Source organism: Mycobacterium sp., assembly GCF_049278535.1.
In the GTDB taxonomy this organism is placed as follows: Bacteria; Actinomycetota; Actinomycetes; order Mycobacteriales; family Mycobacteriaceae; genus Mycobacterium.
On record NZ_JBAPMI010000115.1, the window covers coordinates 1 to 21,366 of the forward strand.

The following is a 21,366-nucleotide window of genomic DNA, read 5'->3' on the forward strand; positions in this document are numbered from 1 at the left end:
AACTCGGCCTGCTTGAACGGCGGCGACACCTTGTTCTTGACGACCTTGACCCGGGTGCGGTTACCGACCGCATCGGTGCCGTCCTTGAGTGTCTCGATTCGTCGCACATCCAGACGCACCGACGAGTAGAACTTCAAAGCCTTTCCACCCGTTGTCGTTTCGGGCGAGCCGAACATCACGCCGATCTTCTCGCGAAGCTGGTTGATGAAGATCGCCGTGGTACCCGAATTGCTCAGTGCGCCGGTGATTTTCCGCAACGCCTGGCTCATCAGCCGAGCCTGCAGCCCGACGTGGCTGTCGCCCATCTCGCCTTCGATCTCTGCGCGCGGCACCAGTGCGGCCACCGAGTCGATGACCAGGATGTCCAGCGCGCCCGAGCGGATCAGCATGTCCGCGATCTCGAGGGCTTGCTCACCAGTGTCCGGTTGGCTGACCAGCAGCGAATCAGTGTCCACCCCCAACTTGTGGGCGTAGTCGGGATCCAGCGCGTGCTCGGCGTCGATGAACGCCGCGATGCCGCCTGCGGCCTGAGCGTTGGCCACCGCGTGCAGTGCGACGGTGGTCTTACCCGAAGACTCCGGGCCGTAGATCTCCACGATGCGGCCACGGGGCAGGCCGCCGATGCCCAGGGCCACGTCCAGTGCGATCGACCCGGTCGGGATGACCGAGATCGGTTGGCGCACTTCGTCTCCGAGGCGCATCACCGAACCTTTGCCGTGGCTCTTCTCGATCTGGGCCATCGCCAATTCAAGGGCCTTTTCGCGGTCTGGGGCTTGTGCCATGGTGCTACCTCTCGGTGTAGTCGTTGTTCGGTCTGACCGGTGTTGGTCGGTTGGCCGAGACGTTAAAGCAGCCCTCCGACAAGTCGGGCCCGTCGAACGATCACCACACTAGCGAACAGGTGTTCGAAAGCAAGGAGGCGCGCCGCCCGGCGTGTCCTAGGTCAGATCACCACTGTTCGCGGGGGACGTCGAAGTCGACGCACAGCGCCCGCCACACGTCACGAGGGTCGACGCCGTCTTCGATCGCCTGGGTAGCAGTGCGCCCGTCGAACCCGGTCAACACGTGATCAGCCAGCACCGAGCCGCCGTATGTCGCGCCGAATCGCAGAGTGATCCGGTCGTGAAATTCCGTGAGCCGCACCCAGCCAAGCTACCTATCCGATGGGTGCGAGCGCATCGTGGCACACCCGCACCGGATCGGTGACGTCGACCGCGCCGGCGGCTGCGCGCCGGGCGGCGGCGCGGTAACTCGGCGTCGCCAACACCTCAGCGGCGGCGCTGACCAGTGCCTCGTCGGTCAACGGTCGCACCAGACAGCCACTGCCCTGCCGCGCCACCCGGTTGGCGATCTCCCACTGGTCTCCTCCACCTGGCACCACCACCAGCGGCACGCCGGCCAGCAGCGTCTTGGCCACCATGCCGTGTCCGCCGCCGCAGATCACCAAGTCGGCGTGCGCGAGAAGGTCGTCTTGACGTCCCAGCCCAACCACCGCCCACGGTGGCACCGTCAGATCCGGACCGTTCAGCCGCGACACCATTACTCGCGCGCCGACGGGCAGGGCGACTCCGGGTACCAGGCATTCCAAGGCCGTCTGGGCCATCCCTCTTGTTCCGATCAATGCTGTCGACGGCGCGACCACCACCACTGGGCCCGACCCCGACGGAACCGACAGCACCTGCTCGGTCGGCTCGAAGTGCAGCGGACCCACCAAAACGGCCTCGGCCGGCCAATCCGGGCGCGGAACCTCCAAGGCAGGCAGCGTCGCGATCAGCCGGCGCAGTGGGCCGGGATCGATTGCAGGCAAGCCGATCTCGGAACGAGCCTCGGCGCGCTGCCGGTTGCCGGCCCGCAACGACCGGGCCGTCAGCGCGCGCATCGTGGCGTCTCGCAGTCGGCCCCGGATCCCGGTGCCGGGCGCCAGTCCGCTCCCGATTGGCGGGAGCCCTTTGGACGGCAGATACAGTGGATGCGGGTTGAGCTCGATCCACGGGATGCCCAGCAGCTCGGCCGCCATGCCGCCGCACGCGGTGATGACATCGGATACCACCAGGTCCAGCTCCATCGCCCGCAGCTGCGCAACGTTCAGCACCGCCATCCGGGCGGCGCGCTGGTGGATTTTGGCGCCGGCGTCGAGGTCGTCGTCGTCCGCGGTGGGGTCGAGCCCGGCCAGTTCGACGGCGTCGACTCCGGCGGCGCGCGCGGTTTCCAGCCATTCGGTACCGGTCAGCAGAGTGGGAACGTCGCCTGCGGCCAGGAACCGCTGACACAGCGCGATCGCCGGAAACGAGTGCCCGGGATCCGGCCCGGCCACTACCGCGACGCGCATCGCCTCACCCTGCCACAGCGGCTCGCTAGGCTAGTGATCATGACCGAGCAGACTCTTGAGAACACCCGCACTGTCGAGGTGTTCCTGCACGCGCTGCAGGACGCCGACCTCGACACCGCCGGTGCCGTACTGGCCGAAGACCTGGTGTACCAGAACGTCGGCTTGCCAACGATCCATGGCCGCCGCAGGGCGATGAAGCTGTTCAGCTCGCTGGGCGGGGCCACCGGCTTCGAGGTGAAAATCCACCGGATCGCCGCCGACGGCGCCGCGGTGCTCACCGAGCGCTCCGACGCACTGACCTTCGGACCGCTGCGGCTGCAGTTCTGGGTCTGCGGAGTGTTCGAAGTCCACGACGGGAAGATCACGCTGTGGCGCGACTACTTCGATTTCTTCGACATGTTCAAGGCAACGCTGCGGGGCATTGCGGGCCTGGTGGTGCCGCCGCTGCGCGCCTCGTTCTGACCGGCCGGACACGCACATGAGTGACAGCGCCGCGCAGCCTAACGCGCTTCAGTTCATCCGCTACTGCTTAGGCGGGCAGCTGCCCGACTCAATGCGGGATTGGGTGCGCAACGATCTGGCCGGCAAAGGCGCGACCGGCCGGATGATGCGACGGGTCGCCGTTCCGGCGGTCCTGGTGCTTGCGCCGTTCTGGCTGATCCCGACGACGTGGGACGTCCACCTGAGCATGACGCTGCCGATCCTGATCCCGTTCGTCTACTTCTCCCATGCGCTGAACAAGGTATGGCGCCGCCACATGCTGCAGGTGCACGGCCTCGACCCGAATCTTGTTGACGCACTCCGTAGTAAGCGCGACGAGCAGATGCGTCAGAGGTACATCGAGCGATACGGCCCCCGGGATGAATCGACCACCCACGGCCAGGATATTTGATGGCTACGCGCGGCGCGGTAACCCGCCGAGTTCGTCGAAGGCCTGCGACCAGCCAACCAGACGATCGGTCGCGCCTGCCAACTCGTCGCGGTAGCGCTGCCGCGACGCCATCAGCACCGACCCTCGATCGCCGTTCGCTGATGACACCAATTGTGCTGCAGCGGTGACCATTTCGTTGTACTGACGTACGCCGGCGCTCAATTGCGCGGTGAACGCGTTGATGGTCGGGGCCAGGTATGTGCGTGACTGCGGGGTGCCGCTGGCCGCCCGCTCCATCGACATCACTTCGGCGGCTGTGGCCGCCATGGCGGCTGAGCTCTTTTTCGCCGCTGCGGTCAGGTCACGAATCTCGCTGTCGGGCAACATGTTGCCGCGCTCCATGACCCCGAGCAGCGAGAAGAAGCCGCGCTCGGAAGCACCCAGCGCGTACATTGCCGGTCGTGCCGCCGAACTCGGCGGGGGCAGGCGTCGGATGTTGGTGGGCCGCTGCGCGGGTAAGGGCTCGGACTTCAGCCAGCGGTAGCGGATCAGCAGCAGCGTCGCGATCATCGCTTGCGTGACCGCGACTCCACCGGTGATCTCCAACAGCAGCGCGAACCACCCCCACGCCGCCAGGATCGCGGTCACCACGCCCCAGAACACGCACCCGGCGCTGAAGATCAGACCCCAACGCAGCGCGCGACGACGGCGGCGCAGCTGCCGTTCCCGGGGATCGGTGGCGGCGCTGATCTTCTGGAACACCAACTCGGAAAGGTCGCTGGCCGTGTCGAGTCCGCGCACCAGCAATGTCCGCCACACTGTGTTGCGACCGGACCGCACCGCCATTTTGCTCGCTCGTCCCTACTGGCCGATCGGTTTCTCGGTGGGCGTGGCCTTGGGCGCTGCTGCCGGGGTGCTGGGGGCAGCCGCCGACTCACTGACCGCACCACCGGCCGGCAGCGCCTCACCGCGCATCGACGCCCGGATCTGCTCCAACCGCGAGTGTCCGGCCATCTCCACACCGGCCTGCTCGACTTCGATCATGCGGCCCTGCACCGAGTTCTGGGCCAGCTCGGCCTGGCCCAGCGCGTTGGCGTAGCGGCGTTCGATCTTGTCGCGGACCTCGTCGAGGTTGGGTGTGGTGCCGGGCGCGGCGATCTCACTCATCGACCGCAGCGACTTGCTGACCTGCTCCTGCATCTTGGCCTGCTCGAGCTGGCTGAGCAGCTTGGTGCGCTCGGCGATCTTCTGCTGAAGCACCATCGCGTTCTGCTCGACGGCCTTCTTGGCCTGCTTGGCCGCGCCCAGTGCCTGGTCGTGCAATGCCTTGAGGTCTTCAACGCTCTGCTCGGCGGTCACCAACTGGGCGGCAAACGCCTCGGCGGCGTTGTTGTACTCGGTGGCTTTGGCGGTATCGCCGGACGCGGTGGCCTGGTCGGCGAGGGTCACCGCTTGTCGGACGTTGACCTGAAGCTTCTCGATGTCGGCCAACTGGCGGTTCAGCCGCATCTCGAGTTGGCGCTGGTTGCCGATCACCTGCGCGGCCTGCTGGGTCAGCGCCTGGTGCTGACGCTGCGCTTCCTCAATGGCCTGCTGGATCTGCACTTTGGGGTCGGCGTGCTCGTCGATCTTCGCGTTGAACAGCGCCATGACGTATTTCCACGCTTTGACGAACGGGTTGGCCATCGGTTAGCTCCGCCTTTGTGTGTAGGTGTCTGCGCTCAATTTATCGGTTTCGCGCCGATTGCCCACCCTCACTAGCCGGATTAGGCAACAGCCATCGAGACGACAGGCCGGATGACGACCTTGGTGCTGGCGTCGATATTGGCCGCACTCGGTGCGCTGGCCACGGTGGATTCCTGGCGCACCAGCTGTTCGCTGGCGTCGACGAGCAGCTCAGACAACGGCACATCTAGCGCGTCGCAGATCGCGCTGAGCAGCTCGCTGGATGCCTCTTTGCGACCACGCTCGACCTCGGACAGGTATCCCAGGCTCACCCGCGCGGCGTCGGAAACCTGACGCAGCGTCCGTCCTTGTTTGGTGCGGGAACGGCGCAGTGCGTCGCCGATGACCTCGCGCAGCAATGACGGCATCGCGCTCTCCTTACGTGCGGTCAGCTTGATTCTTCATCAGGTCAACGCGCGCCGCGTTGTCATTGGTTCCCGGCGGGCTCACGCCGCCGCCACCAGCGCTCGCAGCCTGCTGATCGACTCGCGCACCGCCGAGATGCGGATGTCCCAGCGCGTCCCGGTCAGCCTCAGCTCGACCACCTCGGTATCGAGCGGGCCGGCCAGGCCCATGAACACCGTGCCCACCTCGTGTCCGCCGTGTGGCTCGGGTCCCGCGACGCCGGTCAACCCGACTCCCCAGGTCGCGTCGCAGCGTTGGCGCGCGCCGACCGCCAGAGCCCGGGCGGTCGGCGCCGCGACCGGGCCGACCTCGTCGAGGATCTCCGGCGCAACGCCGGCCAGCGCGACTTTTGTCTGTTCGGTGTAGGTGATCAGGCCACCGCGCAGGACCTCGCTGGCACCGGGCACCCCGGCCAGGGTCGCGGCAAGCAACCCCGCGGTCAACGACTCAGCGGTCGCCACACTCTGCTTGCGGATGGTCAGATCGGCGACCAGCGCACGAGCATCGTCACTGAGCAGCGGGTCGTCCACGAGCATCCTTCGCAGCGGAAGTGACGTAATCCAACCCGGTGACCACGGTCAGCACGATCGCGGCCGCCATCACCACCCACGCGGCCACCAGCCATGACCCCGACACCGGCAGCACGAACAACCCGATCGCGACGGCCTGAACAAGGGTTTTGAGTTTTCCGCCGCGACTGGCCGGAATGACGCCGTGGCGAAGCATCACAAACCGCAAGACCGTGATCCCAACCTCGCGGGCCAGGATGACCACCGTCACCCACCAGTGCAGGTCTCCGAGCATCGACAGCCCGATCAGTGCCGCGCCGATCAGCGTCTTGTCCGCGATCGGGTCGGCCATCGTGCCGAATTCGGTCACCATGCCGTAGTTGCGGGCCAGCGCGCCGTCAAGACGATCGGTGATGACGGCGACCGCAAAGACCACGAAAGCGATGATGCGACTGGGCGTTTCGTGCCCGTTGCCGGCAAACAGCGCCAGCAGGAAGACCGGTACGAGCACCAGCCGCAACAGTGTGAGCACATTGGCGAGGTTGGTGACCCGAACGCGCGGGACCACTGGACCTGTTTGAGGCTGCCCCGACACCGCAACAGAATATCGGGTACCAGCCTGCTGGGCCCTATTACCCGCTCTTCGTCGCGCCACACTCTCTGCATCGTCGACGGGCTGGCCCCAACCGATACTCTGCATTTCGTGAGCGCAGCCAGCGATCCACCGGCCAACGAGCTGCCGATCCGGCGCGCGCGGACCTCCGATGTCCCGTTGATCAAGAACCTGGTCGACACCTACGCGGGCAAGATCTTGCTGGAAAAGAACCTGGTGACGCTGTATGAGTCCGTCCAAGAGTTCTGGGTGGCCGAGCACGAAGGCGTCGTTGTCGGCTGTGGCGCGCTGCATGTGCTTTGGGCCGATCTCGGCGAGGTGCGCACCGTGGCCGTCGACCCGTCGATGACCGGCCGGGGCATTGGCCACGCCATCGTGGACCGGCTTCTCCAGGTCGCCCGCGACTTGCAACTCGAGCGGCTGTTCGTGTTGACCTTCGAGACCGAGTTCTTCAGCAGACACGGGTTCACCGAGATCGAAGGCACCCCGGTGACCGCTCAGGTTTTCGAGGAGATGTGCCGGTCCTACGACATCGGTGTCGCCGAGTTCCTCGACCTCAGCTACGTCAAGCCGAACACCCTGGGCAACTCACGGATGCTGCTGGTGCTCTAGCCGAGCGGTTTACGACATGCCTTGGCGTGGCAGATGCCATGGAGCAGGATGGGCCGGGTGAACGCCCCACCTGTTGTCGTCATCACCGGCGCATCTCAGGGCATCGGCGCCGGCCTGGTCGCCGGCTATCGCCGGATCGGCTACGCCGTCGTCGCCAACGCACGAAACGTGACGGCCGGCGACGACCCGATGGTGCTTGCAGTTCCCGGGGATATCGCGCAGCCCGGTGTCGGTCAGCGCATTGTCGACGCCGCGTTGGAGCGGTTCGGCAACATTCGAACGGTCGTCAACAATGCCGGCATCTTTATCGCCAAGCCCTTCACCGAGTACACCGACGCGGAGTACGACGCCATCACCGGAGTCAATCTGCGTGGATTCTTTGAAGTTACCCGGGCCGCGGTCTCCGCGATTCTGAGCGGCGGGCAAGCGGGCCACGTAGTCAACATCTCCACCAGCCTGGTCGATCACGCGGACTCTGCACTTCCGTCGGCGTTGGCATCACTCACCAAAGGTGGGCTGAACGCGGTGACCAAGGAACTGGCCATCGAGTACGCCAAGCACGGCATCCGCTGCAACGCTGTCGCTCTCGGCGACATCCGCACGCCCATGCACGATCCGGCGACCTACGACGAACTGGCCAAGCGGCATCCGCTGGGGCGGGTGGGCGACATCAACGATGTCGTTGAGGCCGTGTTGTACTTGGAGAACTCGTTGTTCGTCACCGGCGAGATCCTGCACGTGGACGGAGGACAAAGTGCCGGACGCTGAGGCCCTGCGCGACGCTCTGGACCGGTGGAAGGCCGGCATCGACGCACACCAGCCCGAACGGGTCTCCGAGGTATTCACCGAGGACGCCATTTTCCAAGGCCTGCGCCCCTATAGCGTTGGCCGCCAAGGAGTTATCGACTACTACGCAAGTCAGCCGGTCGGCTTGACGGTCGAGTACCAGATCCTGCAGACTCGCCGGCTGGCCGACGATCAGGTGCTCGGATACGTCCACGCCGACTTCACGTTTCCGGACGGGCACATCGTCAGCGTGTTCCTCGGCATGCTGGTGAAGCACGTCGACGAAGGTTGGAGCATCGCCTACTACCAGGCGTCTCGACTCGACTGATCGATTGCGGCTCAGTCGATTTCGTTCTCGGCGTCCGACCCGTCGGCGTTGGCGCCGCCGCGGATAAGCGCCAGGGTTCCAGCCAGGTCCTCGGGCTTGACCAGCACGTCGCGCGCCTTGGAACCTTCGCTGGGACCGACGATTTCGCGGGTTTCCATCAGGTCCATCAGCCGGCCGGCTTTGGCGAACCCGACCCGGAGCTTGCGCTGCAGCATCGAGGTAGAGCCGAACTGGCTGGACACCACCAATTCGACGGCCTGCAGGAAAACGTCCATGTCGTCGCCGATGTCGGGGTCGACATCCTTGCGCTCGCCGCTGGTTTTGGCCGTGGTGACGCCCTCGGTGTATTCGGGTTCGGCTTGGTCTTTGCAGGCGGTGACGACGGCGTGGATTTCCTCGTCGGTGATGTACGCGCCCTGCAGACGCAGTGGCTTGCTCCCGCCCATCGGCAGGAACAAGCCGTCGCCCATACCGATCAGCTTCTCCGCGCCGGCCTGGTCCAGGATCACCCGGCTGTCGATGAGTGACGACGTGGCAAACGCCAGCCGGGACGGCACGTTGGTCTTGATCAAGCCGGTCACCACGTCGACCGACGGGCGTTGGGTGGCCAGAACCAGGTGAATGCCTGCGGCACGGGCCTTCTGGGTGATCCGCACGATGGCGTCCTCGACGTCGCGCGGTGCGGTCATCATCAAGTCAGCCAGCTCGTCGACGATCGCGACGACGTACGGGTACGGCCGGTATTCGCGCTGGCTGCCCAACGGCGCGGTGATCTCACCGCTGCGCACCTTCGCATTGAAGTCGTCGATATGACGCACCCGAGACGCCTGCATGTCCTGGTAGCGCTGCTCCATCTCCTCGACCAACCACGCCAGCGCCGCCGCCGCTTTCTTCGGCTGAGTGATGATCGGCGTGATCAAGTGCGGAATGCCTTCGTAGGGCGTCAATTCCACCATCTTCGGGTCGATCAGGATCATCCTGACCTCTTCCGGGGTGCAGCGGGTCAGCAGCGACACCAGCATCGAGTTGACGAAGCTGGACTTACCGGACCCGGTCGATCCGGCGACCAGCAGGTGCGGCATCTTGGCCAGGTTGGCCGAGATGAAGTCGCCTTCGATGTCCTTGCCCAGCCCGATCACCAGCGGGTGATGGTCGCGACGGGTCGACGGCGCAGTGAGCACATCGGCCAGACGCACCATTTCGCGGTCGGTGTTGGGCACCTCGATGCCGACCGCGGACTTGCCCGGGATCGGCGCCAGCATCCGGACGCTCTCAGTGGCCACCGCGTAGGCGATGTTCTTCTGTAGCGCGGTGATCTTCTCCACCTTGACGCCGGGTCCCAGTTCGACTTCGTAGCGAGTGACAGTCGGTCCGCGGGTGCAACCGGTGACCGACGCGTCGACCTTGAACTGGTTGAGCACCTCGCTGATCGCATCGGCCATCACGTTGTTGGCGGCACTGCGTTTCTTGGGTGGGTCTCCGGCCACCAGCAGGCTAAGCGGCGGCAGCGTGTAGGGACCCTCGACGACTCGGTCCAGCACCAAAGTGTCTTGTTTGGCAGTAGATTTGGCGTCGCGCTTGCGGCCGCGCGACACCGTGGGCTCCGGCATCGTCGGGCTGTCGTCCGCGGCGACCGGCTCGGCGCTCGACGGCCACGCCTGGGCTTCGTCGTCACCGTAAGCCGAGGCATCGTCGTAGTAGCCATCGGAAAAGTCTTCGGCGACATCACTTTCGACGCCTCGTTCGTCGTCGTAGTACTCGTCGTCGCGGTAGTCGAACATCCGGGTGCCGAACATGGACCGCAGCGTCTCGGGTAGCTCACGGATCGTGGTGCCGGCCAACAACAGCAGACCGAACAGCGCACCGATAAACAGCAGTGGCGCGCAGATCCATGGGGTCAGTCCCTCCGAGAGCGGTCCCCCGATAGCGAAACCGACGAATCCCGCGGCATGCGCGCGCGCGACCGGAGTGTCCGGCGAGCCGGCCCACAGATGCCACAGTCCCAGCGCCGGCAGCGCCACCATCGCCGCACCGAGCACCAGTCGCGGCCGGGCCTCCGGGTTCGGCTCGGTGCGCATCAACAGCACCGCAACGACCCCGGTGACCACCGGCAGCACCACGACCCCGGAGCCGATGAACATGCGCACCACCGAGTCGACCCATGCACCGACCGGGCGGGCGGCGTCGAACCAGGAGCTGGCGGCGATGACAACGGCGATGCCCAACAGCGCCAGGGCAATCCCGTCGCGGCGATGGCCCGGATCGATCTCGCGGGCCCGGCCCACGGATCGCGCCGTGCTACCGGTCCCCTTGGCCAGCATCAGCCACGTCGCACGCACGGCCCGACCACAGGTCAGCCCGGCGTTGGTGACCAACGAGTGGTTACGACGCCTGGCGGGCCGGCGCGGGGCTTTGGCGGGCCGCCTCGCAGAGTTACGCCGAGGCTGCGCCGACCGCGAACCACCTCGCGAAGCACCCTTTGACCTGGTCGTTCTGGCTCCGGAGCGCGCGACAGTCTTGCTAGCCATGGGCCAAGCCTAATCGCAAATGCCCCATCCGCACCATCCGCCACACTGGTTACCGGGCCGTGACCCTGTAACCGCCGGTTCAACGGCGGAAATGGCTGGGTAGGGTGACACCCGTCACTAAACCTCGAGCGCCAATTTCCGCCCCCAAACCTGCAGGAGGCCCGCGTGCCAGTCGTCGTCGTCGCCACCATGACCGTCAAACCCGAATCGGTCGACACCGTCCGCAAGATCCTCACCGACGCTGTCGAAGAGGTCCACGACGAGCCGGGTTGTCAGCTGTACTCCCTGCACCAATCCGGCGAGACCTTCGTCTTCGTCGAACAGTGGGCGGACGAAGACGCACTCAAGACCCACAGCACCGCCCCGGCGATCGGCAAGATGTTCAGTGCGGCAGGCGAACACCTCGCCGGCGCGCCGGATATCAAGATGCTCACCCCCGTCGTCGCGGGAGACCCGGACAAGGGACAGCTGCGCCACTGATGGGCGCGTCACCCGACGGACCTCTGGCCGGCAAGGTCGCCTTCATCACCGGGGCGGCCCGCGGTCAGGGGCGCGCGCATGCCGTGCGACTGGCTGCTGACGGCGCGCGCATCATCGCCGTCGACTTGTGCGATCAGATCGCGAGCGTCCCGTATCCGCTGGCGACCGCGGACGACCTGGCCGCCACCGTCAAACTGGTCGAGGACACCGGATCCCGCATCGTGGCCGCTCGCGGCGACGTCCGCGACCGGACGTCGTTGTCTTCCGCGCTGCAACAGGGCCTCGACGAGTTCGGCCGCCTCGACATCGTCGTGGCCAATGCGGGTATCGCACCGATGCAATCCGGTGACGACGGCTGGCGCGATGTCATCGACGTCAACCTCACCGGCGTTTACAACACCATCAAGGTTGCGATTCCGACCATGGTCTCCCAAGACACCGGTGGATCGATCGTGCTGATCAGTTCGTCTGCCGGGCTGGCCGGCGTCGGCAGCCCGGACGCCGGTTCGGTCGGCTACGCCGCCGCCAAGCACGGCGTAGTCGGGCTGATGCGCATCTATGCGAATCTGCTTGCCAGACAGCATATCCGGGTGAACTCGATTCATCCTTCCGGTGTCGAGACACCAATGATCAACAACGAGTTCACCCGCGAGTGGTTGGCCAAGATGGCGGCCGCGACCGATACGCCGGGGGCCATGGGCAACGCCATGCCGGTGGAGACTCTGGACGCCGAAGACATCGCCAACGCGGTCGCGTGGTTGGTGTCCGACCAAGCTCGCTACGTCACAGGGGTCACCCTGCCGGTAGACGCGGGCTTTCTGAACAAGTAGCCGCCATGCCCCGAAACGCGGCCGCACAAACCGCTTTCGGCCCCATGGTGCTGGTCGCCCTGGAGCAGAGCGAACCGCCGGGCCGACGATTGGTGGACGACGACCTGGCGGCGCGGTTTCTGCCGGCGCCGACCCGCTGGCTGGTCACCGCGACACCGCAAAACCTGATGAGACGGCTGGCGATGGCCGCGATGGAGCGCGAGGGTCCGGGCCTGTGGGCCAGCATGAACTGCCGCAAGCGCTACATCGCCGATAAGGTCATCGAATCACTCGACGACGTCGACGCGGTGGTTGTTCTGGGAGCCGGATTCGACACTCTCGCTTACCGGTTGGCGAACGAAACCCGGATTCCGATCTTCGAAGTCGACCAACCCGTCAACATCGACCGCAAAGCGGCGGCCGTACACCGGGCACTGGGCCAACAGCCCCCCTCGGTTCGGTTGGTGCCGTTGGACTTTGAGCACGACGACGTGCTCGATGTGTTGGCCGAACACGGTTACCGCCCAGACAGTCGCACCTTTTTCGTCTGGGAAGCCGTGACCCAGTATCTGAGTCCCGATGCCGTGCACACCACGCTGGAACGGCTGCAGCGGGTGGCGCCGGGCAGCCGACTGGTGTTCACCTATGTCCGAAGGGATTTCATCGACGGCATCAACCTGTACGGCGCCGAAGCCCTATACCGCAGGTTCCGGCAGCGCGCACAGCTGTGGCGGTTCGGGGTGCCGCCGGATTCGGTCGCGACGTTTCTCGCCGGACACGGCTGGCGGTTGGTCGAGCAAGCAGGACCGGACTTGATCCTGCATCGCTATGTCGAGCCGACCGGCCGCAATCTGACCGTGTCGCCGATCGAATGGTCGGCGTATGCAGAGAAGACCTAGCTAATTTTGACGCTGCGATTCGAGCGGCGGCAGGGACCGCCGCGACACACCGTGACGTGGGCGTTCCCGGGGAATGACACTTCTCGGCGTCATACTTGATACGTGGCCAGCGACGAGGCTGTCCCGCTACTGGGCGTACCGCCGGGGGCATCTGCCGAGCCGGCGTACCGATTCCTGTCGCCTCATCAGGCGGCGGTACTCGATGCCGCGTCACGTCGTCTGGATCTCGAGCCCGAAGACGATCCGCACGAACTCCACGTGACCATGTTCGTGGATCGACTGCTATCGGTGTTCCGCGTCGCACCCGGCGGCCTTGCTGCGGTGGGATCGCTACGACAGCGGGTCGCCGAACTTCGCGACCGGTACTGCAGCGGTATCGCGCTCCTCGACGAATTGGCCGGTGGTGATTTCACGGCGGTGTCCCCACTTCGCCAGCAGCTCATCCTGGCTCGTAGTCAGGTCGCGCCTTTCGCCGGTTTACTGTTCGATCTGATCGCCGAGGTGATGTACGCCGCCCCCAGCGGGATCGGCCGCAACCGCACAACCAGATAGCCGGTCCGACACGCCGGACGCGGGCGTTCCGCTGACCGGTTCCGGATCCAGGTCATACTTTTGCCCGTGGTCAGCGACGAGGCCGCCGAAGAATCTGGCTCGTCGGCGCCGGTGTCCCGGCGCGCGGTGCTTGGCGGGCTGACCATGCTGCCGCTGGCCATTATGGTGGGCGGCGTCCTTCCGCCAGCGTCGGCCGACATGCCCTATGTGTACCTCTCAGTGCACCAGGCCGCGGTGCTCGACGCCGCGACCCGCCGCTTGATCCCCGGCCCGGAAGACGACCCGAAGGAAACCACTCCCGGGGCGCACGAAGCGAACGTGGTGCGCTACATCGACATCATGCTGGCGCCGTTTGCATTCTCACCGCCGAGGGTGCACGCCGGTGGCCCGTGGAGCAACCGCGCCGGCGGCTCCGAGGACTTCATGGCCAATTTCGTCCCGCTTGACCGTGCCCAGAACTTCGCCTGGCAACAGCGAGTCGCCGACCTGCGTAGCCAGTACACCAATGGCATCGCGCTACTCGACCAGCTGGCCGGCGGAGACTTCACCACCGCTGCGCAGAAGAACCAGGACAGCATTCTGAGACATGGCCAGGCATTGTCGTTCACTCAATTGCTGTTCGGGCATGCCATCGAGGGGATGTACTCGGTCCCGGAGTACGGCGGTAACGCGAACCTTGTTGGTTGGCAGGACATCGCCTGGCCCGGGGACATCGAGCCGCGCGGCTACACCGACGCCGAAGTCGAAGCACCCCAAGGGGATACGTTGTCACAAAGCGGAATCATCGGCATGTTGGTGCAGGGTGGGTGGGCGCAGGCCATCGCCAAAATGGGGGGAAAGGGCGGCGTTAATGCCGGCGGGTAGAGCGATCATCGTCGGTTCCGGTCCGGGCGGGTCGGTAATGGCGATGGAACTCGCGGAAGCCGGCTGGGACGTCGTGGTATTCGAGATGGGGCCCAACTACTACTCCAATATCGAAGGGCAGGGGCCGTTTCCGACGGTGTTCTCGAACGACGAGCTGAAGTCGCAATACCGCTACTTCGAGCAGCCCGACCCGCTGGCCTACCCGCGCACGTTCCGCCAAACCGCCGGCCAAAACGCGGCCAACACCTATGTCGGCGACGTCAACGATCTGCCCAACCAGGTCGGCGGCGCATTTCCGCATTCGGACGTGAAGGTCACCCGAATGTGGGACATCGACTTCAAGGGATTGTCGCTGCTCGGCCCGGTGCCCGGCGCGGACATCGCGGATTGGCCGTTCGAGTACAGCGAGCTCGCACCCTATTACGACGAGGTGGAGACGATGATCGGGGTGCAAGGCGATGTCGCTTCGATACCGGCATTCGTACAGCGGCACCAGCCGCAGTTGAGGCCCTACCCGATGCCGCCAGGGGCACAGATGCGCTCGTCTAAGCTGCTTGCCGCGGGGGCCAAACGCCTTGGGCTGCATCCATTTTACTTCCCGATGGCAGCCAATTCGGTCCCCTACAACGGCTCCCCGGCGTGCAACAACTGCGGATTCTGCTCGGGCTACGGGTGCCCGGTCTCCGCGAAGCCGGGCAACCTCATCATGCTGCGGCGGGCGCTGCACACCGGACGAGTGCGGTTGCGACCACAGACAACCGTCACCCAGGTCCACTACACCGGTCGGCGGGCCACCGGCGTTTCCTTTGTCGACGCAGCGGGCAATGCCGGTGGGGAGAGCGCCGACGTGGTTGTGCTGGCCTGCTCGGCGGTCTTGACGCCACGCTTGGCACTGCTGTCCAACTTGCCAGATCCCTACGCGCGCATCGGCAAACGGATCATGTTTCAAAACTTCTACGACGGCTTCGCTATCTTCCTCAACCAGCGCGTGCACGCCTACCGCGGTCGATCGTGCACGCAAGTCGTGTTCGACTTCAACGATCCGGACTACCCCGGAGCTCGGGTCTTCGCCCGGCTGCGCGGGCTGCCCTACATCCGTGCCGGCCTGTGCGAGCTCGGGGGCAGCCAGAACCCGATCGCGGAGGGCAAGTTCTATCAAGAGATCCTCGGGTTTCTGCCGGGTGTGCAGTTTTTCGGCCGCTCGTTCAAGGAGCTGATGCGCGCCTCACTGCTGCGCGACCGGCTCGCCGGCGTCGATTGTTTCGCCACCGACATGCCATACCTGACCAACAACGTCACTCTCGACCCGACTATCAAAGATCTCAACGGGCAGCCGGCACCCCGGATCACCTACAAGATCGGAAGGTTCGAACGGGTCTCGCAGGAGTTCTTCATACCGTTGGTGTCCGCGATGTGCGGGGCATCCGGCGCACAGCTGTATGCCGCCGTAGCGCAGAGCACCGCGAATTCTTTCGGCGGCACCGCGCCTCCGACCGGCCTGCACACGATGGGCGGGATGCAGATGGGCGTGAACCCGATGACGAGCGTCGTCGACGGGGACGGACGAATGCACCAGATGGACAACGTGTTCTGTTGCGACGGCAGCGTGTTCGCCACCTCCGGCGGCTCTAACCCAACCAACACGATCATGGCGGTCGCGCTGCGGATCGCACGTGGGATCACCGGCAGGCGGTACCCCGCAGCCTCCCCCGCTGCGGTGGGAGTTGGCTGACGCCGTTCAGACTTCGATGACGGTCGGCACGATCATCGGCTGACGACGATACGTCTCCCCCACCCACTTGCCGACCGTGCGGCGGACCGCCTGTGCAATCCGTGCCGGATCGGTGACTTTTTCAGCCGCAAGCGATTCCAATTCGGCCTCAACCCTTCGGACGGCGGGCTCCAGCGCCTTGGGATCTTCGGAAAAGCCCCGCGAATGCAGTTGTGGCGGAGCCGCCAGCTTCCCGGTCCCGCGCTGCAGAACCACCGTCAACGCGACGAAACCCGATGACAGGATGAGCCGTTCACCCAGCGTGATATCGCCGACGTCGCCGGTGATCAACCCGTCGACGAACATCTTGCCGACCGGCACCGCTCCGGCGATCCGCACCGCACCGCCCACCAGATCGACGCTGACACCGTTCTCGGCCAGCACGATCGATTCCTCGGGCACCCCGGTACTCGCGGCGAGCTTGGCGTTCGCCCGCAGCATCCGCCAGGTGCCGTGTACCGGCATGACGTTGCGGGGGCGAATCCCGTTGTAGAGGAACAGCAACTCACCGGAGTAGGCGTGACCCGAAACATGCACGCGAACTTGTTGATTGGTGACGACACGGGCACCAATTTTGGCCAGCTCGTCGATGACGCCGTACACGGCCTCTTCGTTGCCGGGTATCAACGAGGACGACAAGATGATGAGATCCTCGGCGGTCAACGTGATGCTGCGATGCTCGCCGCGCGACATCCGCGACAGCGCCGACATCGGCTCACCCTGCGTGCCGGTGGTGATCAGCACCACCTGGTCGGGCGACATCATCTCCGCGGCGCCGATATCGACGAGATCGGACTCGGCGACGGTCAGAAACCCGAGGTCGCGCGCGATTCCCATGTTGCGCACCATGGAACGCCCGACGAACGACACCCGTCGGCCCAACGCGGTCGCGGAATCGATGATCTGTTGCACCCGATCCACATTGGAGGCAAAGCACGCGACGATCACACGGCCATGGGCGCCCCGGATCAGCCGGTGCAGCGTCGGCCCGACTTCGCTCTCGGACGGGCCGACCCCCGGTATCTCGGCGTTGGTGGAATCGCACAGGAACAGGTCCACGCCGGCGTCGCCGAGCCTGGACATACCCGCCAGATCGGTCGGCCGGCCGTCGAGCGGCAGTTGGTCGAGCTTGATGTCACCGGTGTGCAGCACGGTTCCGGCACCGGAGCGCACCGCTATCGCTAACGCATCCGGGATGGAATGGTTGACCGCGAAGAATTCGCACTCGAATACGCCGTGCGTGGTACGCATCCCCTCGGCTACTTCGATGAACACCGGCTTCACCCGGTGCTCACGGCATTTCGCGGCCACCAGGGCCAAAGTGAACTTCGAGCCGACCACCGGAATATCAGGACGCAGCTTGAGCAGGAACGGGATCGCGCCGATGTGGTCTTCGTGTGCGTGCGTCAGCACGAGTGCTTCGACATCGTCGAGCCGGTGTTCGATGTGACGAAGATCAGGCAGGATCAGATCGACGCCCGGTTCGTCGTGGGTGGGAAACATCACCCCGCAGTCGATGATGAGCAATCGGCCCAGATGCTCGAAAACCGTCATGTTGCGGCCGATTTCGCTGATTCCGCCCAGCGCGGTCACCCGCAAACCACCCGTGGTCAACGGACCTGGCGGTTGAAGGTCTACATCCACCTGCTAGCCGCCTTTCCGGCTCACCTGAGCACCGAGGCTGCACGCATATCGGCAGCCAGCGCCTCGACCTGCTCGGCTGTGGCGGCCATCTGTGGCAGCCGCGGGTCGCCGACCTCGATGCCCTGCAGACGTAATCCCGCCTTGGACAGTGTCACGCCGCCCAACCGGCTCATCGCGTTGCTCAGCGGTGCGATCGCCACGTTGATTTTCCTCGCAGTGGTGACATCGCCGGAAGCGAAGGCGGACAACAGGTCTCGAAGCTGACCTGCCGCAATGTGGGAGATCACGCTGATGAAACCGGTGGCGCCCATCGCGAGCCAGGGCAGGTTCAAAGCGTCGTCGCCGGAGTAGTAGGCCAGACCCGCCTCGGCTATCAACTGCGCGCCGGCATGCAGATCGCCCTTGGCGTCTTTGACCCCGACGATGTTCGGATGCGCCGCCAGAATCCGCAGCGTCTCGAATTCGATAGGTACCACCGAGCGCGGCGGGATGTCGTAGAGCAGCACGGGCAGCGGGGTTGCGTCGGCGACTGCGGTGAAGTGTGCGACCAGGCCGGATTGCGGTGGACGTGAGTAGTACGGCGTGACGACGAGTAGGCCATGCGCGCCCTCGGCAGCGCAGGCCTTGGCCAAGTGGATGCTGTGCGCGGTGTCGTATGTCCCCGCGCCGGCGATGACGCTGGCGCGGTCCCCCACTGCTTCAAGCACGGTCCGCAGCAGCGTGAGCTTCTCGGCATCGGTGGTGGTCGGCGATTCGCAGGTGGTGCCGGAAATGACCAGGCCATCGCAGCCAGCGTCGACGAGATGATTGGCCAGTCGGGCCGCGGCCGGCATATCCAGGGAGCCGTCCGGGCCGAACGGCGTCACCATGGCGGTCAGCAGCGTGCCCAAGCGCGCGTAAACGTCGAATCCGCCGGTGCTCACGGACCTCAGATTACCTGGCGGCGGCAACCCCATTTGGCACCGCAGCGCGCTTTGCTCAGGCCTCGGTGGCCAGCGGACTCGTAGCCACCGAGGTTCCGTCGGCCAGCGCGGAGATCTGGAAGTCACCGAAGACCGCCGGGGCGACGTCGGCCAGCTGCCGAAGAACCGCGATGGCCAGCCGCCGGATTTCCACATCGGCATGCTCACTGGCCCGCATCGCGATGAAATGCCGCCAGGCACGGTAGTTACCGGTGACGACGATGCGGGTCTCGGTGGAGTTGGGCAGTACCGCGCGCGCGGCCTGACGTGCCTGTTTGCGGCGCAGGGCGCTGACCTTTGCGGTCGGCTGACCCGCTGCGAACTTGGCTTCCAGCCTGCTCAGCAGCTCAGCATAGGTAGCCCGGCTGGCATCGGCGGCCTCGGCCAGGATGCGACGCAGTTCGTCGTCGTCTTCCATGCCGGGCGGCACCACGATCTGCGACTCGTTCTCCGGCACGTAGCGCTGGGAAAGCTGCGAATAGGAGAAGTGGCGATGCCTGATCAATTCGTGGGTGCACGACCGCGAGATGCCGGTGATGTAAAACGACACACTCGCGTGCTCGAGCACCGAGAAATGGCCGACGTCGATGATGTGCCGCAGATATCCGGCGTTGGTCGCGGTCTTGGGGTTGGGCTTGGACCAGCTCTGGTAGCAGGCCCGCCCGGCGAACTCGACCAGCGCCTGGCCGCCGTCCGCGTCGGTGCTCCACGGCACGTCGGGCGGCGCGACGAAGTCGGTCTTGGCGATCAGCTGCACGTGCAACGGCGCGGTCTCGGCCACGGCGAACACCCTAGCCCGGCGACGATGCAGTGGGTGCACCTCCCAGCCGCGGAGCGGCGAGGGGGCGAGGCGGGCAATCGGGCCTAGCCGGAGCGTCAGCGCCAGCGGGCCCAGACGTAGGGCACCAGCGCTCGCAGGAAATCGAGATCCGGCCCCGGTTCGGCGTCGGCGAAGGCGTGCTCGAAATACTCTTCGGCGACCAGCAGAATGCCCTCGGCGTATTCGCTGGTGTATTCGATGCTTCCGTATTCGTCCATCAGCGCGCGCACCCGGTGCACCAGCTCGGGCGATCGCTGGGCGCGGCTGCGGAGCAGATAATCGCGAACCAATTCCCGGTCGCTACCTTGCGCCTCGGACAGCAGATGGACGAGCGGCAGCGTCCGCTTGCCCTCGTAAAGGTCGCCCAAAATCTCCTTGCCGTAGAGCTGTTCGTCGCCCACCAGGTTCAACAGGTCATCACGGATTTGGAATGCGGCACCGAAGTGGAAGCCGAACCGCACCAGCGGACCGAGTTCGGCGGTGCCGCCTGAGCCGACGATCGCGCCGACCCGCAGCGGATGAATCGTGGTGTACCAACACGTCTTGTGCATGATCAGATGCAGATAGTCTTCCGGCCGCAAGTCTTCGACGTTGTCGCGCTGCCAGCCCACCTCGGTCGCCTGTCCCTCGAGGGTGCGCATCGCCATCGTGTCGAATTCGGCCCACACCAAATCGGCGAGATCGCGGTCGAGCCGCCGGGTGGCCCGCCGCAAGACCTGTCCGGCGACCACAGCCAGCGCATCGCCGGCGTTCAGCGCAGCGGCCACCCCGTGCGTGGCGGCCAATGTCGGTCTGTTACGGCGCATTTCGCTGCCGTCAGCAATGTCGTCGTGCACCAGAAAGGCGTTGTGCAGCATCTCGATAGCTACCGCCAGGCCAAGTAGTTCGTTCGGGTCGGCGCCGAATGCCCGGCCGGCCGACAGGCACAGCGCGGGGCGCAACGCCTTCCCAGGTCGCGACGGATATTCGCGCATCGGCGCATAGAGCCATTGGCTGGGCTCGCCGTCCGGCATCGCGTCGAGCATGGATCGGCGGACCTGCTTGGCGACCGCGCGCAGACGCTGATCGACCACCGTCACTAGCGCGGCGCGGTCGGCGGTGCTCGTCATGTGCTCGGCAGTCGGACGGTGAGCGCCACAGGAAGCCACAGGTCAGGGTTGCCGCTTGCCAGCAAGGTGCCCCGGTAGACGCCGGGGCGGACGTCGGCGGCAACGTCGATCGCGATCGTCACACCGCGGCTGGAGCGCGCGGGCATCGGCACCACTGCGGTGTCGATTCGCAGCGCGGCGCCGGCGATGACGTTGCCGTCGTGACTGAGAAGATCGCTGGCGTGCAACCGGACATCGCCGCGATCGTCAGGCCCCCTGTTGTGCAGCCACACCTCGCAGCTGGCCGAATCTCCCACTGCCACATCGAAGTTCACGCTATGCTTGGCGCCGGGGTCACCGACGTCCAGACTCACCGGCTCGCCGCCGGTCTTGGCGGTAGCTGGGATCGACCGAAGCAGGAACTGCCCGGTCATCGACCACCATGCCCGGGTCAGCCGCTCGAATTCCGCGATGCCATCGACCGCACCGTTGCCGTTCACAGCGCCGTTGTCGTCCACTGCAGCGTTGCCGTTGGTTACGGCTGTGTCCGACGGCACGGCCGCGGCTCCCCCGCCGGGGTTCGATCCCACCGCCCGGACGAATCGGTCGACGATCCGACTGGCCGCACGAAACCCCTCGGCCTGGATCGCGCTGAGTGCCCGCGCATTCGCGGCCGGGTCGAAGACGGACGCCCACGGTAAATCGTCAATGGTGCCGTCGTCGTTGAACCCCCGATTGGTCAACGATGCCTCCCGCAGAGTCGGCCGTATT

Annotated in this window: 24 protein-coding genes and 1 pseudogene; 11 read left to right on the forward strand and 14 right to left on the reverse strand. The window is 65.7% G+C overall.

Going from position 1 to position 21,366, the window contains the following annotated elements:
- The 3 genes from recA to WAO18_RS07330 form a co-directional block, all read right to left on the reverse strand.
- Nucleotides 1-782: recombinase RecA (gene recA / locus WAO18_RS07320; RefSeq protein ID WP_422205104.1), on the reverse strand; the 782-nt coding region annotated here is incomplete at its 3' end.
- A gap of 166 nt (nt 783-948) precedes the next feature.
- Entirely contained in the window at nt 949-1,143 is a 195-nt protein-coding gene (locus tag WAO18_RS07325) for a DUF3046 domain-containing protein (RefSeq protein WP_422205106.1), read from the reverse strand.
- Nucleotides 1,144-1,156: 13 nt separating this feature from the next.
- Entirely contained in the window at nt 1,157-2,329 is a 1,173-nt protein-coding gene (locus WAO18_RS07330; RefSeq protein ID WP_422205108.1) for a glycosyltransferase, read from the reverse strand.
- Between the two features lie 39 nt (nt 2,330-2,368).
- Here WAO18_RS07330 and WAO18_RS07335 point away from each other — a divergent pair, with 39 nt between their 5' ends.
- The gene (locus WAO18_RS07335) at nt 2,369-2,791 is read left to right on the forward strand and encodes a limonene-1,2-epoxide hydrolase family protein (RefSeq protein ID WP_422205110.1); all 423 of its coding nucleotides are present in this window, start codon (nt 2,369-2,371) and stop codon (nt 2,789-2,791) included.
- Nucleotides 2,792-2,807: 16 nt separating this feature from the next.
- The gene (locus WAO18_RS07340; RefSeq protein ID WP_422205111.1) at nt 2,808-3,221 is read left to right on the forward strand and encodes a DUF5313 domain-containing protein; all 414 of its coding nucleotides are present in this window, start codon (nt 2,808-2,810) and stop codon (nt 3,219-3,221) included.
- 3 nt (nt 3,222-3,224) lie between these two features.
- Here the strand turns inward: WAO18_RS07340 and pspM are convergent, their stop codons facing one another.
- The 5 genes from pspM to pgsA all read right to left on the reverse strand — a co-directional run bounded on the left by pspM (nt 3,225) and on the right by pgsA (nt 6,434).
- The gene (gene pspM / locus WAO18_RS07345) at nt 3,225-4,046 is read right to left on the reverse strand and encodes a phage shock envelope stress response protein PspM (RefSeq protein WP_422205113.1); all 822 of its coding nucleotides are present in this window, start codon (nt 4,044-4,046) and stop codon (nt 3,225-3,227) included.
- 15 nt (nt 4,047-4,061) lie between these two features.
- The gene (gene pspA / locus WAO18_RS07350) at nt 4,062-4,886 is read right to left on the reverse strand and encodes a phage shock protein PspA (protein ID WP_422205115.1); all 825 of its coding nucleotides are present in this window, start codon (nt 4,884-4,886) and stop codon (nt 4,062-4,064) included.
- Nucleotides 4,887-4,966: 80 nt separating this feature from the next.
- Nucleotides 4,967-5,293, reverse strand: a complete 327-nt coding sequence (clgR, locus tag WAO18_RS07355; protein ID WP_422205118.1) for a transcriptional regulator ClgR — start codon at nt 5,291-5,293, stop codon at nt 4,967-4,969.
- 78 nt (nt 5,294-5,371) lie between these two features.
- The gene (locus WAO18_RS07360) at nt 5,372-5,860 is read right to left on the reverse strand and encodes a CinA family protein (RefSeq protein WP_422205120.1); all 489 of its coding nucleotides are present in this window, start codon (nt 5,858-5,860) and stop codon (nt 5,372-5,374) included.
- Nucleotides 5,838-6,434 carry a CDP-diacylglycerol--glycerol-3-phosphate 3-phosphatidyltransferase gene (pgsA, locus tag WAO18_RS07365; RefSeq protein WP_422205122.1) on the reverse strand — a complete coding sequence of 199 codons (597 nt, stop codon included), beginning with the start codon at nt 6,432-6,434 and terminating at the stop codon, nt 5,838-5,840. The genes WAO18_RS07360 and pgsA overlap by 23 nt, the downstream gene beginning before the upstream one ends.
- Nucleotides 6,435-6,575: 141 nt before the next feature.
- On the opposite strand from pgsA, the gene WAO18_RS07370 reads away from it, so the two are divergent.
- The 3 genes from WAO18_RS07370 to WAO18_RS07380 are packed head-to-tail and all read left to right on the forward strand — an operon-like array spanning nt 6,576 to nt 8,178.
- Entirely contained in the window at nt 6,576-7,064 is a 489-nt protein-coding gene (locus WAO18_RS07370; protein WP_422205157.1) for an amino-acid N-acetyltransferase, read from the forward strand.
- A 48-nt stretch (nt 7,065-7,112) separates the two neighbouring features.
- On the forward strand, nt 7,113-7,832 hold the full coding sequence (locus WAO18_RS07375) for an SDR family NAD(P)-dependent oxidoreductase (RefSeq protein WP_422205159.1): 720 nt from the start codon (nt 7,113-7,115) through the stop codon (nt 7,830-7,832).
- Nucleotides 7,819-8,178 (forward strand): hypothetical protein, encoded by a 360-nt coding sequence (locus WAO18_RS07380; RefSeq protein WP_422205124.1) that lies wholly within the window; start codon nt 7,819-7,821, stop codon nt 8,176-8,178. The genes WAO18_RS07375 and WAO18_RS07380 overlap by 14 nt, the downstream gene beginning before the upstream one ends.
- An 11-nt stretch (nt 8,179-8,189) precedes the next feature.
- Here WAO18_RS07380 and WAO18_RS07385 read toward each other — a convergent pair.
- Nucleotides 8,190-10,789 (reverse strand): annotated as a pseudogene (locus tag WAO18_RS07385) (DNA translocase FtsK).
- A gap of 82 nt (nt 10,790-10,871) precedes the next feature.
- Between WAO18_RS07385 and WAO18_RS07390 the strand changes: the two are divergent.
- From WAO18_RS07390 to WAO18_RS07415, 6 genes are all read left to right on the forward strand, one after another.
- Nucleotides 10,872-11,186: a putative quinol monooxygenase gene (locus WAO18_RS07390; protein ID WP_422205125.1), complete on the forward strand. Its 315-nt coding sequence runs from the start codon at nt 10,872-10,874 to the stop codon at nt 11,184-11,186.
- A complete protein-coding gene (locus tag WAO18_RS07395) occupies nt 11,186-12,016 on the forward strand; it encodes a mycofactocin-coupled SDR family oxidoreductase (RefSeq protein ID WP_422205127.1) in 831 nt (276 codons plus the stop codon). Before WAO18_RS07390 ends, WAO18_RS07395 begins: the two co-directional genes overlap by 1 nt.
- Nucleotides 12,017-12,021: 5 nt before the next feature.
- The gene (locus tag WAO18_RS07400) at nt 12,022-12,894 is read left to right on the forward strand and encodes an SAM-dependent methyltransferase (protein ID WP_422205129.1); all 873 of its coding nucleotides are present in this window, start codon (nt 12,022-12,024) and stop codon (nt 12,892-12,894) included.
- Between the two features lie 102 nt (nt 12,895-12,996).
- Entirely contained in the window at nt 12,997-13,446 is a 450-nt protein-coding gene (locus WAO18_RS07405; RefSeq protein WP_422205130.1) for a hypothetical protein, read from the forward strand.
- 66 nt (nt 13,447-13,512) lie between these two features.
- The gene (locus tag WAO18_RS07410) at nt 13,513-14,310 is read left to right on the forward strand and encodes a gluconate 2-dehydrogenase subunit 3 family protein (RefSeq protein WP_422205132.1); all 798 of its coding nucleotides are present in this window, start codon (nt 13,513-13,515) and stop codon (nt 14,308-14,310) included.
- Entirely contained in the window at nt 14,297-16,042 is a 1,746-nt protein-coding gene (locus WAO18_RS07415; protein WP_422205133.1) for a GMC oxidoreductase, read from the forward strand. The genes WAO18_RS07410 and WAO18_RS07415 overlap by 14 nt, the downstream gene beginning before the upstream one ends.
- 6 nt (nt 16,043-16,048) lie before the next feature.
- Here the strand turns inward: WAO18_RS07415 and WAO18_RS07420 are convergent, their stop codons facing one another.
- From WAO18_RS07420 to WAO18_RS07440, 5 genes are all read right to left on the reverse strand, one after another.
- Nucleotides 16,049-17,725 carry a ribonuclease J gene (locus tag WAO18_RS07420; protein ID WP_422205134.1) on the reverse strand — a complete coding sequence of 559 codons (1,677 nt, stop codon included), beginning with the start codon at nt 17,723-17,725 and terminating at the stop codon, nt 16,049-16,051.
- 20 nt (nt 17,726-17,745) lie between these two features.
- The gene (gene dapA / locus WAO18_RS07425) at nt 17,746-18,648 is read right to left on the reverse strand and encodes a 4-hydroxy-tetrahydrodipicolinate synthase (protein ID WP_422205136.1); all 903 of its coding nucleotides are present in this window, start codon (nt 18,646-18,648) and stop codon (nt 17,746-17,748) included.
- 55 nt (nt 18,649-18,703) lie between these two features.
- On the reverse strand, nt 18,704-19,468 hold the full coding sequence (gene thyX / locus WAO18_RS07430) for an FAD-dependent thymidylate synthase (RefSeq protein WP_422205138.1): 765 nt from the start codon (nt 19,466-19,468) through the stop codon (nt 18,704-18,706).
- Nucleotides 19,469-19,563: 95 nt separating this feature from the next.
- Nucleotides 19,564-20,616, reverse strand: coding sequence for a polyprenyl synthetase family protein (locus WAO18_RS07435; RefSeq protein WP_422205140.1), 1,053 nt, complete (start codon nt 20,614-20,616; stop codon nt 19,564-19,566).
- Entirely contained in the window at nt 20,613-21,338 is a 726-nt protein-coding gene (locus WAO18_RS07440) for a hypothetical protein (RefSeq protein ID WP_422205141.1), read from the reverse strand. Before WAO18_RS07440 ends, WAO18_RS07435 begins: the two co-directional genes overlap by 4 nt.
- Nucleotides 21,339-21,366: the final 28 nt, after the last annotated feature.